At 70.7% G+C, this 14,934-nt stretch carries 11 protein-coding genes; 2 read left to right on the top strand and 9 right to left on the bottom strand.

The features are described from left to right. Positions 1-22: 22 nt before the first annotated feature. Positions 23-1,642, bottom strand: a complete 1,620-nt coding sequence (locus tag ADL25_RS20985) for a cytochrome b (protein WP_059129303.1) — start codon at positions 1,640-1,642, stop codon at positions 23-25. Positions 1,643-1,817: 175 nt separating this feature from the next. Beyond that, entirely contained in the window at positions 1,818-2,084 is a 267-nt protein-coding gene (locus ADL25_RS20980; protein WP_059129302.1) for a WhiB family transcriptional regulator, read from the bottom strand. A gap of 161 nt (positions 2,085-2,245) precedes the next feature. Between ADL25_RS20980 and ADL25_RS20975 the strand changes: the two genes are divergently transcribed. Then, on the top strand, positions 2,246-3,172 hold the full coding sequence (locus ADL25_RS20975) for an alpha/beta fold hydrolase (protein ID WP_059129301.1): 927 nt from the start codon (positions 2,246-2,248) through the stop codon (positions 3,170-3,172). Here ADL25_RS20975 and ADL25_RS20970 read toward each other — a convergent pair. The 7 genes from ADL25_RS20970 to ADL25_RS20940 form a co-directional block, all read right to left on the bottom strand. Then, a complete protein-coding gene (locus ADL25_RS20970) occupies positions 3,162-3,683 on the bottom strand; it encodes a MarR family winged helix-turn-helix transcriptional regulator (protein ID WP_059129300.1) in 522 nt (173 codons plus the stop codon). The genes ADL25_RS20975 and ADL25_RS20970 overlap by 11 nt on opposite strands. Beyond that, positions 3,680-4,411, bottom strand: a complete 732-nt coding sequence (locus ADL25_RS20965) for a sigma-70 family RNA polymerase sigma factor (RefSeq protein ID WP_159044970.1) — start codon at positions 4,409-4,411, stop codon at positions 3,680-3,682. Before ADL25_RS20965 ends, ADL25_RS20970 begins: the two co-directional genes overlap by 4 nt. A gap of 459 nt (positions 4,412-4,870) precedes the next feature. Continuing rightward, positions 4,871-7,636, bottom strand: a complete 2,766-nt coding sequence (locus ADL25_RS20960) for a helix-turn-helix transcriptional regulator (RefSeq protein WP_059129298.1) — start codon at positions 7,634-7,636, stop codon at positions 4,871-4,873. 195 nt (positions 7,637-7,831) lie between these two features. Then, positions 7,832-9,037 carry a 2-oxo acid dehydrogenase subunit E2 gene (locus ADL25_RS20955; protein WP_059129297.1) on the bottom strand — a complete coding sequence of 402 codons (1,206 nt, stop codon included), beginning with the start codon at positions 9,035-9,037 and terminating at the stop codon, positions 7,832-7,834. Between the two features lie 17 nt (positions 9,038-9,054). Continuing rightward, positions 9,055-11,742: a pyruvate dehydrogenase (acetyl-transferring), homodimeric type gene (aceE, locus tag ADL25_RS20950; protein WP_059129296.1), complete on the bottom strand. Its 2,688-nt coding sequence runs from the start codon at positions 11,740-11,742 to the stop codon at positions 9,055-9,057. Positions 11,743-12,064: 322 nt separating this feature from the next. Further along, positions 12,065-12,559, bottom strand: coding sequence for a cupin domain-containing protein (locus ADL25_RS20945; protein ID WP_059129295.1), 495 nt, complete (start codon positions 12,557-12,559; stop codon positions 12,065-12,067). A 122-nt stretch (positions 12,560-12,681) separates the two neighbouring features. Further along, positions 12,682-13,629: an alpha/beta fold hydrolase gene (locus ADL25_RS20940; protein WP_059129294.1), complete on the bottom strand. Its 948-nt coding sequence runs from the start codon at positions 13,627-13,629 to the stop codon at positions 12,682-12,684. Positions 13,630-14,055: 426 nt separating this feature from the next. Here ADL25_RS20940 and ADL25_RS20935 point away from each other — a divergent pair, with 426 nt between their 5' ends. Continuing rightward, positions 14,056-14,832 (top strand): DUF427 domain-containing protein, encoded by a 777-nt coding sequence (locus ADL25_RS20935; RefSeq protein WP_059129623.1) that lies wholly within the window; start codon positions 14,056-14,058, stop codon positions 14,830-14,832. Positions 14,833-14,934 lie beyond the last annotated feature (102 nt).

Raw genomic sequence — 14,934 nt, 5'->3', positions numbered from 1 at the left:
CGAGTGTGACACTTTATGTATTTCAGTCCTTTTTGCTGGTGGCGTGATCTTCGCCGGTGATTTCCCCGTACTCCTGGACGGTGGGCTTGGGGATCTGTGTCCCGTCGCCGTAGAAGCCGCGGCTGAGCCACGCGCGCAGCCGCCGCGCCCTGCCGTCTCCGTCGCGTTGTCCCGGGTCGAGGGGCCGGTATTGCTCGTGCGCCGTGAGGGCATGGAGTTCGTAGGGGGCGAGGGGCTGGTGCACCTCGACGTACTCGCCGTGCGGCAGGCGCTTGATGATGCCTGTCTCGCGGCCGTGCAGGACCTTGTCGCGATCACGGCGTTGCAGACCCAGGGCGATGCGCTTGGTCACGAGGAAGAGGACGACCGGTACGACGAACAGGGCGATGCGGACCGTCCAGGTGACCGAGTTGACCGACATGTGGAAGGTCACGGCGATGATGTCGTTCGCGGCTCCGAGCAGTGCCACCAGGTAGACGCCGAGCCATGCCACGCCGAACGCCGTGCGCACGGGCCGGTTGCGTGGCCGTTCCAGCAGGTGGTGTTCGCGGTCGTCGTCGGTGACCCATGCCTCGACGAACGGGTAGGCGCCCATGACGAGGAAGAGGCCGAGGCCGGCGAGGAGGGGGATCAGATTGTCCAGGGCCAGGGTGTGGCCCCAGAAGTTCACCTCCCACCCGGGCATGACCCGCAGCAGCCCGTCCGCGATGCCCATGTACCAGTCCGGCTGGGATCCCGCGGAGACCTGATCGGCGCGATAGGGTCCGAACTCCCAGACCGGGTTGATCTGGGCGGTCGCGGCGATGGTGAAGACGATCCCGGCGACCAGACAGAAATAGCCACCCGCCTTGACCACGTACACCTGCACCGGCAGGCCGACCACGTTTCGCTCCGTACGGCCGGGTCCCGGGTACTGGGTGTGCCGGTGCCGGTGCTCGAGGAAGGCGCGGAAGGCGATGAGCGCCAGCATCAGCGCCGGAATGACCAGGACGTGGATCACGTGGAAGCGGGGGACCAGGTCGTGCCCGGGGAACTCGCCGCCGAACAGGAACATCGACAGGTAGGTGCCGACGATCGGTACCGACAGAAGTGTCCCGTTCACCACGGCGAGCCCGGTTCCCGACAGGAGGTCGCCGGGGAGGTCGTAGCCGGTCAGACCACCGAACATGCCGAGGACGAGCAGGGCGAAACCGGCCACCCAGTTCAGCTCGCGAGGCTTGCGGAAGGCGCCGGTGAAGAACACGCGCATCAGGTGGGCCAGCAGGGAGGCGACGAAGATCAGTGCCGCCCAGTGGTGGGCCTGACGGATGAGCAGGCCGCCGCGTACGTCGAAGGAGATGTGCATCGTCGAGTCGAACGCCTCGGACACCAACTGGCCACGCAGCGGTGTGTAGCTGCCGTCGTAGACGACCTCGTTCGACGACGGGTGGAAGTAGAACGTCAGATACACGCCGGTGACGAGCAGGACGACGAAGCTGTAGAGACAGATCTCGCCCAGCAGGAACGACCAGTGCTCCGGACGGGCCCTGCGTGTGCCGGTCGTGCTGGTACGCCCGATACCCATCCGTGTTCTCGCCCAGTCGGCGATTTTGTCACCGCTGCGGCTGCCCGCCCTGGTGACCGGTTCGATTGCGTCGCTCATGTCGTTACCACCATCAACACGTCACCGGGAGCGCCTTGCGGCCGGGTCTGCGCAACGAAACGGTGCTTGGCGACGAGCTGCCGCACCGGGTTTTGTTGCCCTCATCAGAAGGGACCGAGAAAGTGGTGAAGGTGTGACATGACGGTAAGATAGATTCATGCCGGGGGTGTCCGGGTCAGGACGTCTTCGCACCGATCCGCTCGACGTCCTCACGTGCCGAGCGCCGTCGCGTCGCGCGGCGCTCGCGCTGCGTCGTGCCGCCCCAGATGCCCTCGACCTGCCCGACGTCCAGTGCCCACTGCAGACACCGCTCCCGCACGGGGCACCGGGCGCACACGGCCTTCGCCTCGTCGATCTGGACCAGCGTCAGACCCGCGGTGCCGATGGGGAAGAACAGGTCGGGGTCGACATCCCGGCAGGCCGCTCTCTCGCGCCAACTCATGGCAGCGCCTCCTTACTCGTCGCGAATGCCTCTCATGTATCTGACCGGCCGAAGGGGAGTTCCTGTGACATCCCATGCCGGAGAGCAACGGTGTGAGATACAGTGTGACAACAGACACAATGTCTTGAGCGGGGCTCCGGGCCTCGCACCATCTGTGAGTTGTGAACGCCACACAGGGCCCGAGGCCCCTACCCAGCCCAGCCGTCGATCCCCGGGACCCCCTCTCCCCGGGCACCCACACCCTCGTCGTCCACTACGGCACGGCCGCCGTCGACCAGCGCTACCACGTCGCCGGAACCGGCCCGGTGTGCGTCGCCCACTCCGGAGGGCCGGGCATCGGCTGGGAATACCTGCGCATGCCCGAGCTGGAGCGCAGCATGACCGTCGTCTACCTCGAGCCGGTCGGCACGGGCGAGTCCGGCCGGCTGGCCGACCCAGGCGACTACACCCTCGCCACCTACACCCACTTCCTGCACGCGGTGATCGAGCACCTGGGCCTCACCACGGTGGCCCTGCTGGGCCACTCCCACGGCGGCTTCGTCGCGCAGCGCTACGCTCTCGACCACCCCGAGCGCCTGGCGTCCCTCGTCCTGTACGACACCTCACCGATGACGGGAGAGGAGTTCTGGGCGGCCGCTGTGGCCGGCATGGGGACCTTCGTCCAGCGGCACGCCGACGAGCGGCCGGAAGTGGCCACCTACGTCGCGGGTCTCACCACGCGACCCGACCGGTCCGACGACGAGGGCGCGACGAAGGGGCTGCGCACCATCTCGCCCGCCTACTTCCACGACTACTGGGGCCGCGAGGAGGAGTTCGCCGCGGGACGGGCATCACTGCGGATGTTCGCGGCACCGGCCTGGGGGGTGGAGCCCCCGTTCGACGTCCGCGAGGAACTGCACCGGCTCACCGTGCCGACCCTCGTCCTGGTCGGCGCGGACGACTTCATCTGCGGGCCGCGCTGGGCGCACATGATGCACCAGCTCCTTCCCGACGCTCGGCTGGTGATCCTGCAGGAGACCGGCCATCTCGGGCACATCGAGCGTCCCGAGAGGTTCACGGCGGCCGTGCGCGACTTCCTCAGCCGATGACCGTGCGGGCGTCGCTCTCGCCGATGAGGAAATGCCACAGGAGGGGATCCGCGTCCTGGGAGCCGAGATCGCGGACCGCGTCCCGGACGACCTGTTCGTAGCGGGACGCGGTACGGCGCAGCGCGGCGTGCCCCTCCGGGGTCAGCCGCACCTGCACGCCGCGCCGGTCGTGGTCGACGGCGCTCGAGATGATCAGGCCCTTTCGGCACAGGCGTCCCATCAGCCTGCTCGTGGCGGACTGACTCAGGCCGAGCCCGTTGGCCACATCCCCGGCCCGCATGGGTTCGGCGCCGGCGTCCGCAGCGGAGCCCCTTCCCACGTGGCGCAGGGCCTGTACTTCACTCAAACCGAACCCGGTCTCCTCGCGCAGCCGCCGCTCCACCGTTCCCTGGACCCGGCGGTGGAGGCGGTCGAGGGCGTCCCACCGGTCGGTCGCGCAGGACTGCGTGCGGTCGTCGGCAGAGCCGGTGCGCACCTCGCGCACCACGTCCCCGTATGACGTGCCGGTCACGCGGTGGCCCGGTAGGAACGCGCGCCGTCGCGTGCGGCCGTCCCCTCGCCGGAGTACGGCGCGTCCTGGCCGGTCAGCACGTGCTCCAGGCGGCTGAGGTCTCCTGTGCGGGCGGCGGTGAAGATCGCCTGAACGAGCCGCCGATGGGCGGCCGCGTCCACGTGCTGCCGGTGCCGCCGGTTGTCCAGTCTGTCCTGCGCGCGGGAGACCTGCTGCCGTGCGTTCGCCACGGACAGGCGGAGCAGGTCGCCGATCTGGTCGTAGGAATAGCCGAACGCCTCGCGCAGCACGTACGCCGCGCGCTGGTTGGGGGTCAGGGTCTGCAGAAGCAGCAGGACGGCGTGCTCCACCGAGTCCTGGCGTTCGGCCAGGGCCTCCGGTGTCATCCCGGTGTCCGTGGACTCCGGCAGCCAGGGGGTGGCACTGGACTCACGGCGTCTGCGTGCCGACTGCAGCACATTGATGGCGAGCCGGACGGTCGTCGTGCGGAGCAGCGCACCGGGGTCGGCGACGACGGCGCGGTCCGTGCCCTGCCAGCGCAGCCACGCCTCCTGGATGACGTCCTCGGCTTCGCCGGGATCTCGGAGAATTCGGTTGGCGATCCTTAGCAGTCCTGGCCGGACGCGGCCGAACACGACGACCGCGTCGTTGAGTTCCACAGGCGCGGCGGTGACGGTCACCATCACCGACTGCGGACTCTGCCGGGTTGCGATCACAGATGTGTCCACGATCGGCTCCTTTGTTGGCTGGGGATCGGCGGCTTCCCTCGCCACCGACACCAACTTCGCGCCGACAAGGGCACTGCCGCGCCCCTGACAGACCGTGGGGCACCCCGTGGTCGTACCGTGGCCGCCACGTGGCCAGGCCCTCCCACCCCATGGCCCGCAGGCCCCCGGGGCCCGCCACCCCCTGGCCCCGGACGCCCCGGGGCCTGCCCCCCCGGCCCTCCACGCCCCTGGGGCCCGCACCCCGGCCCCCACGCCTCACCCCCTGGCCGGGACCGGACCTCGACGGGGCCGGACCTCGACAGGACCTGCCCCGGACGGCCCGGAGTCACGGGCCATGGTCAGAGGAGTTCGTGGGCGCACCGCGAGCCGGGGAGGCCGCGTGCGCGGCCCGTGCGGGCTCCCGACTGGGCGCGGCGCGGCACGCGGATCGCACCCCCGCCGACGGCGCCGCCCCCGGGGTCAGGCGGGGGTCGCCGCCCCACCCGGCAGCACGGCGCCCAGCTGTTTGCGGGACCGGATCCCGAGCTTCGTGAACACCTTCCGCAAATGCCACTCGATGGTGTGCGGGCTGAGGAACAGCTGCGCGCCGATCTCGAGGTTGGTCAGCCCTTCGCCAGCCAGCCGGGCGATCTGGGCCTCCTGAGGCGTGAGCGCCTCGTCGGTGCCGGTGTCACGTCTGCGCACCGTCTCCCCGGCGGCCTCCAGCTCCCGGCGGGCGCGCTCGGCGAAGGCCTCCGCGCCGGCCCGGTCGAGGATCTCGTGGGCGCGGGCCAGCTGGACCCGGGCCTCGGCGCGGCGGTTCTCGCGGCTCAACCATTCGCCGTACAGCAGCCGGGTGCGTGCGAGCGCCGTTCGCACCGGGGTGCTCTCCAGCCGGGCGATCGCCTCCCGGTACAGGGCGTCGGCCGTGTCCCCCTCACTGATCAGGGCACGCGCCGCCGCGGAGGTGCCCGTCGCCCAGGCCGTGCCACTGGCCTGGCAGATGGTCGCGAGGCGACCGGCGGCCTCGACGGCGAGGTCCCGCTGCCCGCTGCGGGCCGCCGCCTCCACCAGCTCGACCAGGGAGGAGAGGGCGAGCCCCAGTTCCTGCGGGTACTCGCAGCCCTTGGCGGCGGCGGCGCAGGCCTCCTCGTACCGCCCGAGGCCGTTGTACAGAACGGCCAGCGCCCACTGGGGAGCCGTGAGCACCTTTCCCTCGCCGCTGAGGGTCCGGTCGCGGGTGATCGTCCCGATCGCCCGCAGCGTCTCGGTCTCGCGGCCGCGCCAGGGTTCGATCACCAACGCCCCGTAGTGCGCGAGGAAGTGGCTGCCGGTGGCCTCGCCGATCGTCACCGCTTCCGCGGCGAGCGAGTCCGCGTCGTCCAGATCACCGGCGAAGACCCGGTTCGACAGCCGCAGCAGGAGCGCCGAGGGGAGCACGGACAGCGTTCCGGTCTCCCGTGCCAGACGGACGAGCTTGGCCGACAGGGTGCTCCAGCTGTCGAAGTCCCACACGTTGTGGGCCATGCGGCACGCGAACGGGAGCCAGCCCAGCGACTGTTCCACTGTGAAGCCGCCGCGCCGCAGCGTGTTCAGTGCGCGGCGCAGTATCGGGGCGCCCGCCGCGTAGCCGTCCGTGGTGGCCATGGCCAGGCCGTCGAGGAAGAGGTCGGTGGGTCCGGGGTGAGCCGTCGGGGGCGCGGTGCGTGCCGCCCAGGCGACCTCGTCGAGTCCGGGGCCGCTGGACACGCGGCCCGCGGTGAGGGCCGCGTAGAACGCGTCCCGGTAGGTCTCGCGCGCGGTGCTGGCGTCGAGCGACTCGAACTCCCGGGCCGCCGTGAGCAGCAGCGGCACGGTGGCACCGGCACTGCGGGATCCGAAGGTGATCTGCCCGCGCAGCAGGCTGGCCTGGGCGTGTTGCAGATCGTCGAGCGCGCCCATCTCGGCCACGTTCAGCAGCTCGAGCGCGGCGTCGAACGCTCCGGCGAGGTACTTGGCCCGGGCCGCTGCCAGCGCTCTGCTGCGGCGGCGGGAGGGATCAGGTGTCAGCTCGGCCGCTCGTTCCAGGAAGGCCGCCGACGCGGCGATACCGCCACGCGCCTGCGCGCGGTCGGCCGACCGGACCAGTTCGTCCGCCACGGCCTCGTCGGGCTCCGCCGCGGCGCGGGCCAGGTGCCAGGCCCGGCGGTCGGGGTCGGACCGCGCGTCCGTGGCCTCGGCCAGGGCCCGGTGCGCCTCCCGGCGCTCGGCCGGTCCCCCCGCGCGGTAGACGGCCGAGCGCACCAACGGGTGCCGGAACTGGACGCGTGTGCGCACTTCCAGCAGGTTCGCGGCCACCGCGGGGGAGGCCTCGCTCATGGACACGCCGAGGATGTCGGCGGCGCGGCGGAGCAGTGCGACATCGCCGACGGGCTCGGCCGCCGCGAGCAGCAGCAGCCGCCGAGCCTGCGGGGGCAGTTCCTCGACGCGCAGGCTGAAGTTGTGCTCGAGCCTGCCGATGAGCGGCCCCATCGACGGTGAGGCGTAGCCGCCCGCGAGTTCGGCCGCGGTGGCGCTGCGGGGCAGTTCCAGCAGGGCCAGCGGATTGCCGCGCGCCTCGGAGAGAATTCTGCTGCGGACCGGTTCGTCGAACCGGCCGGGAAGCACCGAGGTCAGCAGGGCGCGTGCGTCGGGCTCGCTCAGACCCCCGAGGGTGAGCTCGGGCAGCCCTTGCAGGGCGCGTTCCCCGTCCGCCTCGCGTACAGCGAAGATCAGCCCCACGCGCTCCGCCATCAGACGCCGGGCGACGAACCCGACGATCTGGGCCGAGACGCCGTCGAGCCACTGCACGTCGTCGACGAGACAGATCAGCGGCGTCTCCTCAGTGACGTCGGCGAGCAGGCTGAGGACCGCCAGCCCCACGAGGAACCGATCCGGGGGAGTGCCCGCGCTGAGCCCGAAGGCGGTCTCCAGGGCCGTCCGCTGCGGATCAGGGAGGTGCCCGAGGCGATCCAGGAAGGGCGCGCACAGCTGGTGCAGACCCCCGAAAGCCAGCTCCATCTCGGCCTCGACTCCCGCCGCGCGCACCACGGTGCACTCCTCGGCGGTCTCGGCCACGTACTCCAGCAGGGCGGACTTGCCGATACCGGCCTCACCGCGCAGCACGAGGACCGCGCTGTGGCCGTCGCGCACCTTGGCCAGATGCCGGTCCAGCACCGCTCGCTCGCTCTGCCGCCCGTGCAGGAAGCCCGGATTCTTGCCTTTCATGAACACTCCCGGCTGCGAGCGTATAGATCTGGTCTTCGGCCACACAACTCATCTGCGCCGCTGGTCACCTCGTGGGTGAGACGCAGGGCAGTGGCATCGTGTCGAGCCGTGGTGGAGCGCGGTCGGGGCCGGCACACGTGTGTTGCCGGACCGTCGGCGGTCGTGTCCGGCGTATCCGGGGCCACCGCCGTCGCGTCAGCCTATGTCCTCGAACGCCGCCGCCTCGACGATCTTCTTCACGGTGGTCAGATAGCGGGCGGCGTCCGCGCCGTCCACCAGCCGGTGGTCGTAGGAGAGCGAGAGGTGGACCAGTTCGCGGACACCGATGAACTCCTCGTCGCCGTCCTGTACGACCGCTGGCCGTCTGACCGCGGCTCCCACGCCCAGGACGGCCGCCTGGTGCGGCGGGACGATGAGGGTGTCGAAGAGGGCGCCGCGTGTTCCGGTGCCGGAGACCGTGAAGGTGGCTCCGGCCACGTCTGCGGGCGTGAGTCTGCCGGCGAGGGCGTGGTCGGTGAGGTCGTGGACGGCACGGGCGATGCCGCCGACGGTCAGATCGCCCGCGCCCCGCACCACCGGAGTCACCGGCCCCTGGTCGGTGTCGACCGTGATGCCGACGTTCTCGGTGTCGTAGTACGTGATGGTCGCGCCGCCCGTGTCGATCCTGGCGTTCATGACGGGATGTGCCTTGAGCGCCTGGGCGGCGGCCAGGACGAAGAACGGCAGCGGTGTCAGGGCGAAGCCCTCACGGGCCGTGTAGCCGTCCTCTGTCCGCCGCCACAGCCGCAGCAGGCCGGTGGCGTCGGCCTCGACGGTGGAGGTCAGCTGCGCCTGCTCCAGCAGCGCCTGCTTGAGACTGTCGCCGATGGCCTTCCGCAGCCGGGGGACGGCGGTGGTGTGCCCGCGCAGGGCAGCCGTCGGCGGAGCCGCTGCCGTTGCCGCTGCTGGTATGGGGCGCGGAGCCGGAGGGGCCGCGGGTGCCGGTGTCGGCATCGGGGCGGGTGCGGGGCGCGGCATCGACGCCGGGGCGGCGGGTGCGGGGTGCGGCATCGGCGCCGCGGCGGGCGGCCGCGCGACCGGCGCCGATGAGGGGGTGGGCTGCGGTGCGGTCACCGGCGCGGCCGGGGCGGCGGTGACCGCGGTCGCCGCCGACGGTTCGGCGTCGGGCGGGCCGATGACGGCGAGCTCGGCGCCCACCTCGACCGTCTCGTCCTCGCCGACGACTATGGTCAGCAAGACTCCCGTGGCGGGAGCGGGGATCTCGGTGTCCACTTTGTCGGTGGACACCTCCAGCAGCGGTTCGTCCTCCTGGACGTGCTCGCCGGGCTGCTTCAGCCAGCGGGTCACGGTGCCCTCGGTGACGGACTCGCCGAGCGCGGGAAGGATCACGGAAACAGTCATGGCGGCGTATGGCTCCTTCAGGTGTCCAGGCCGTAGTGCTTGCGGGCGCGGTCGACGGTGTCGGGGTCCACTTGTCCGGCCCGTGCCAGCCGATCCAGGGCCGTCCAGGTGATCGATTCGGCGTCCACGCGGAAGTAGCGCCGTACGTCCTCGCGGGTGTCGGACAGGCCGAATCCGTCCGTGCCCAGTGAGTAGTATTCCTGCTCGATCCACTGACCGATCTGGTCGGGGACCTGGCGCATCCAGTCGCTGACGGCCAGGACCGGACCCGGCGCACCGGCGAGCGCCTCGGTCACGAAGGGCACACGTGCCTCGCCGCGCGTGCGGGCGGTGTCGGCGTCCATCGCGTCCCGGCGGAGCTCCGTCCAGGACGTCACCGACCAGACATCGGCGCGCACGTTCCAGTCGGCGGCGAGTAGTTCCTGCGCGCGCAGTGCCCAGTGGACGGCGGTGCCGGAGGCCAGGAGCTGCAGCCGAGGGCCGGACACGGCGCGGTCGCCGGGTCGGAACGGGTACAGGCCGCGGACGATGCCCACCTCGATGCCTGGCCACGCAGGAATGGGCGGCTGGGGCTTCGGCTCGTTGTAGACCGTGAGGTAGTAGAAGACGTTCTCTGGCCGCTCCCCGAACATCCGGCGCAGGCCGTCGCGGACGATGACCGCGATCTCGAAGGCGAAGGCCGGGTCGTAGCTGACGGCCGCCGGGTTGGTGGCGGCCAAGAGATGCGAGTGGCCGTCGCCGTGCTGGAGACCTTCGCCGGTCATGGTGGTGCGTCCGGCGGTGCCGCCGACGACGAACCCGCGGCCCATCTGGTCGGCGAGGGCCCAGAACTGGTCGCCGGTGCGCTGGAAGCCGAACATGGCGTAGAAGATGTAGAACGGGATCATCGGCTCGCCGTGGGTGGCGTACGAGGTCGCGGCGGCGGTGAACTCGGCCATGGAACCGGCTTCGGTGATGCCCTCGATGAGGAGCTGCCCGGTCTCGCTCTCCCTGTAGTGCAGCAGCTGGTCGGCGTCGACGGGGTCGTAGGTCTGGCCCCGCGGCGAGTAGATGCCGGCCGTGGGGAACATCGACTCCATGCCGAAGGTACGGGCCTCGTCGGGGATGATCGGCACCCAGCGGGCGCCGGTGCGGCCGTCCCGCATCAGGTCCTTCACCAGGCGAACCAGGGCCATGGTGGTGGCGACCTCCTGGTGCCCGAAGCCCTTGAGCAGCGCCTCGAACGGCTGCGCGGCGGGCTCCGGCAGCGGCTTGGCGATCACACGGCGCGCGGGGGCGGGACCGCCCAGCGCGGCGCGCCGCTCGCGCAGGTACCGCACCTCGGGCGAGTTCTCTCCCGGATGCCAGAAGGGGACGACGTCACCGGCGAGGGCGCTGTCGGGGATGGGCAGATCCAGGACGTCTCGCAGCTCGCGGAACTGCGCCATGGTCAGCTTCTTCATCTGGTGGTTGGCGTTGCGGGACTCGAACGCCGACCCGAGGGTGTGCCCCTTGACCGTCTGGGCGAGGATCACCGTCGGTGCCCCCCGGTGTTCGACGGCGGCCCGGTAGGCGGCGTACACCTTCAACGGCTCGTGCCCACCGCGGGAATTCTCGAAGAGCTCCACCACCTGGGCGTCGCTCAGGGTGGCGGAGAGTGCGGACAAGGCGTCTCCGACGAAGAAGTTCTTGCGGATGTAGGCGGCGTCCCGCGCGGCGAAGGTCTGCATCTGGGCGTCGGGCTCCTCGCCCAGGCGGCGCACCAGGTCGCCGGTCGTGTCCTGGGCCAGCAGCGGGTCCCAGGCCTCGCCCCACAGGGTCTTGACCACGTTCCAGCCCGCCCCGCGGAACCGGGCCTCCAGCTCCTGCACGATCTTGGAGTTGGACCGCACGGGTCCGTCGAGGCGTTGCAGGTTGCAGTTGATCACGAAGATGAGGTTGTCCAGGCCCTCACGGGAGGCCAGCGTCAGGGCGGCCGTGGCCTCCGGCTCGTCCGTCTCCCCGTCGCCGAGGAACGCCCACACGCGGGAGGCGGAGGTGTCCTTGATGCCGCGGGCCTGCAGATAGCGGTTGAAGCGTGCCTGGTAGACGGCGCCAAGAGGGCCGAGGCCCATGGACACGGTCGGGAACTCCCACAGCCACGGCAGACGCCTGGGGTGCGGGTAGGACGGGAGGCCGTGACCGCCGGCCTCGCGCCGGAAGCCGTCCAACTGCTGCTCGCTCAGGCGGCCTTCGAGGAACACCCGGGCGTAGATGCCCGGCGACGCGTGCCCCTGGAGGAACAACTGGTCGCCCGAGCCGTCCTGTTCCTTGCCACGGAAGAAGTGGTTGAAGCCGATCTCGTACAGCCAGGCCGCCGATGCGTAGGTGGAGATGTGTCCGCCCAGGCCGAGCCGGGAGCCGCGGGTGACCATGGCCGCGGCGTTCCACCGGTTCAGGGCGGTGATCCTGGTTTCCATGGCGATGTCGCCGTCGAACGCCGGCTGCGCGGCCGCCGGGACGGTGTTGACGTAGTCCGTGGTGAGCAGCCTCGGCACGGACAGGCCGGCGCGGGCCGCGTACTCGTGCACGCGCCGGATCAGGTACACCGCCCGATCGGGTCCGGCGTTGCGTATGACGGCGTCGAGGGAGGCCTGCCACTCGGCGGTCTCCTCGCGGTCACGGTCGGGAAGCTGGTCGAGCTCACTGCTCGACGGGGACGCGGTGGGCCGGAACGGGTCACTCATGGGCGGCCTTCCTCAAGGCATGGGGCGGGAGAGACGGGAGGGGATGACCGATCTCGAGCCGATCTGTCCAGTGGCGCCTGCAACGACGACCTTCATGCGGTCTCCTCTGCCGAGGGCGGGACGGTCGGGCGTGACGGCCAGGACGTGCTGAGAGGGCGGCGGCGAGGTCGGATACGCCCGCGCGCCTCGCCTTGTTGACCGGACGAAAGGTGTTGTTGTGACAAGCTGCCCGTTACCGAACCTGGGTCGTCCCGACGACGGGTGTCCCGCGACCACGGCCGCGGGGAGGACGCGGGTGCCGCGGGACACCGGAGGGGCGGGCCTACTCCACGAAGTAGGAGTCGTGCCGGTCGAAGAACGCGGAGCGCTCCTCCTCCGAGGCGTGGGCCAGCTGCGACACCTGCTCGAAGTACTCCTCGCGCGGCGCGCCCGGTGTGAACAGCAGGAGCATGTCCGCCGGTGCGTCGGAGTCGTTGCGGAAGGCGTGCAGCCCGCCTTGCGGCACGTGCAGGAAGTCGCCCTTGCGGGCGTCCACCCAGCGCACACCGTCGAAGATGCGCACGGTGCCGTCCAGGATGTAGAACGACTCCGAGATCCGCTTGTGGAAGTGCGTCTTCGGGCCGCCGGCCCGCGGCCTCATCTCGACGCGGTACAGCCCGAACTCGCCGCGGGTGGTCGCGGTGGTGGCCAGATAGTGGGTGGCGTCCTTGCCCGGCCCGCTCTCGCCGAGGTCGGCTGGGGTGTCGGCAGGCCGGAACACGGCGCTGACCTCGCCGTTGTCTCCGAAGTATTTCTGTTCCGGGTAGGGGTACGACATGGTGGTTTCCTTTCCTGAGGCAGTCAGGCGGCCGCGTGCCAGCCCGCACTCGATGTGACCGGTGCGCACGGCCCGATGTGACGTCGGCGCGGCGATGGGCCGCGGTGCCGCGCGGTCGGGTGTCAACGGGTTAGGCAGTCGTGGCGGGGATGTCCCCGTCGCAGGGCCCGTACGTCCCGTACCGCCGCGGCGAATGCCTCCGGGCGTTCCTGCGGCAGGTTGTGGCCGGCGTCCGCGACCTGAAGGTGCAGGCGGGAGCCGGTGAAGTGGTGAGCGGTCGATGACCCGTCGGTCGCCGGGAAGTTGCCGTCGGCGGTGCCGTCCAGGGTGACCGTGGGGACGGTGATCGGAGGAAGGCCGGCGAGGCGGGCTTCCAGATCGGCGTACGCCTCCGCGCCCGGTGCCAGGCCGAGCCGGTGCCGGTAGGAGTGGATGACGACGTCGACGTAGTCCGGATTGGTGAAGGCCTCAGCGGCCCGCTCCAGTTCGGCTTCGTCGAAGGCCCACACGGGGGAGTTGCGTTTCCAGATGACCCGGGCGACGCCCCGAGGATCGGCTGCCAGTCCGGTGCGGCCGCGCTCGGTGAGGAAGTAGTAGAAGTACCAGAAACCAGCCTCCAGTTCGGGGGAGATGGGGTTTATGGCGGCGCCGATGTCCTGGATCAGGTAGCCGTTGACGCAGACCAGGCCGAGGACCCGTTCGGGCCACAGCACCGCGGCGACCGTGGCCGCGCGACCGCCCCAGTCGTAGCCGGCGAGGTAGGCCCGCTCGATGCCGAGGGCGTCCAGGAGCGCGATGACGTCGGCCCCCAGGGCCGCCTGCTGGCCGGAACGGGGAAGAGAGTCGGACAGGAATCTGGTGGGGCCGTGCCCTCGCAGGTGGGGGACGACGACCCGGAACCCGCCCTCGGCCAGCAGGGGGGCCACGTCCACGTAACTGTGGATGTCGTAGGGGAAACCGTGCAGAAGGACGACGGTGTCACCGTCGGGGGAGCCCGTCTCGTAATAGGCGACTTCGAGCACGTCGGTCGTGACGCGTCGCAGGGGGGCGAGCAGGGGCAGGGCTGACATGCGAATCCTCCGACGAAGGAGCGGTGGGGGAGGGGAGCCGCGGTTCCGGTCGGGCGCGGCTGGGGGCACCGGGGGGTGTGGCCGGGCGCGTTACCGGGCCCGGCCACCGCCGGGGTCCGGCCCTCGGCGACAGTGTGCACAGTGTGCATGAGAAGGTTGTCTTGTTAGTGTCATGAGTGTTGGCGTCATAATGGTTACGCGTGTGCACGGCGTGATCTCCTCTCCAGGGGGAACTGTCTCCCCGCACAGACCGGCCTTCGCCACCTGCTGTGACAGCGAAGCAAGCCCTGCTCAGCGTTGTGTGCTTCAGCGCCGGACGAACCCCGCGGTCCGTGACGGCCCGAGGATGCGGGCGTCCCGGGCGCACATCCTCTCCGTGTCCGGTCCGAACGGGCGCGGAACATCCGACCGACTTAGGTGATGACCATGGAAACCGAAAGTGTTCTGCATCCCAGCTTCCTCGTGCCTGTCGGGCACGTGGAGCCGGTACCCCGCCGTATCAGGGGCGTGATCGACGGTCGCACCGTGTTCGACACGCGGCGCGCCCTGTACGTCTGGGAGTGGCAGGCCTATCCGCAGTTCAGCATCCCGGTGCGGGACCTCGTCGACGGCGTCCTCGACGACGAAGGGATCGCCGAGGAGCACGGTGCGGGCACGGCGCACCGGCACACTCTGTCCGTGGGCGGGGAGTCGCGCCCCGCTGCCGCCTGGGTGTGGGGGAAGGACGCCCCGGCGCCGCTCCAGGGCACGGTGCGCTTCGAGTGGCCGGCCATCGACTATTGGTTCGAGGAGGACGAACCCGTCTTCGTCCACCCCAGGAGCCCGTACTCGCGTGTGGACGCCGTGCGTTCCTCCAGCAGCGTCCGCGTGGAGCTGGAGGGCGTGGTCCTGGCGGAGGCGCTGGCGTGCGTCAAACTCTTCGAGACCGGCCTGCCGACGCGCTACTACCTCGACCGCGCGCACGTCGACTGGACCCGGCTGCGGCGGACCGACACGGTGACCCGCTGCCCGTACAAGGGGACGACGAGCGGCTACTGGTCGTTCGACGGTGCCACCGCCGCCCACGAGGACATCGCCTGGGCGTACGACTTCCCGACCATCCACGCCAACCGCATCGCGGGCCTGACGGCCTTCTACAACGAGCGCGTCGACCTCTTCGTGGACGGCGAGCCACTGCCGAAGCCCGGCGGACTCCGCTCCTAGCCCCAATACTGGTGACTTTGGGGGGTTCTGTGTCGTTGTGTGGGTGTGCCAAGGCCCGGACAGGTGAAGTCGTCAGATGGTGAGCGGTTGTCGGATCGGATC

Origin of the sequence: Streptomyces sp. NRRL F-5122 (genome assembly GCF_001507435.1) — a bacterium.
GTDB lineage: Bacteria > Actinomycetota > Actinomycetes > Streptomycetales > Streptomycetaceae > Streptomyces > Streptomyces lannensis.
This window is presented reverse-complemented; position numbering and strand designations above follow the sequence as displayed.

Excerpts from the sequence above, each read along its gene's own strand:
- ADL25_RS20940 (WP_059129294.1), bottom strand. The coding sequence starts at position 13,629 with ATGTCAGCCCTGCCCCTGCTCGCCCCCCTGCGACGCGTCACGACCGAC.
- aceE (WP_059129296.1), bottom strand. The coding sequence starts at position 11,742 with ATGAGTGACCCGTTCCGGCCCACCGCGTCCCCGTCGAGCAGTGAGCTC.
- ADL25_RS20945 (WP_059129295.1), bottom strand. The coding sequence starts at position 12,559 with ATGTCGTACCCCTACCCGGAACAGAAATACTTCGGAGACAACGGCGAG.
- ADL25_RS20935 (WP_059129623.1), top strand. The coding sequence starts at position 14,056 with ATGGAAACCGAAAGTGTTCTGCATCCCAGCTTCCTCGTGCCTGTCGGG.
- ADL25_RS20960 (WP_059129298.1), bottom strand. The coding sequence starts at position 7,636 with ATGAAAGGCAAGAATCCGGGCTTCCTGCACGGGCGGCAGAGCGAGCGA.
- ADL25_RS20980 (WP_059129302.1), bottom strand. The coding sequence starts at position 2,084 with ATGAGTTGGCGCGAGAGAGCGGCCTGCCGGGATGTCGACCCCGACCTG.
- ADL25_RS20985 (WP_059129303.1), bottom strand. The coding sequence starts at position 1,642 with ATGAGCGACGCAATCGAACCGGTCACCAGGGCGGGCAGCCGCAGCGGT.
- ADL25_RS20955 (WP_059129297.1), bottom strand. The coding sequence starts at position 9,037 with ATGACTGTTTCCGTGATCCTTCCCGCGCTCGGCGAGTCCGTCACCGAG.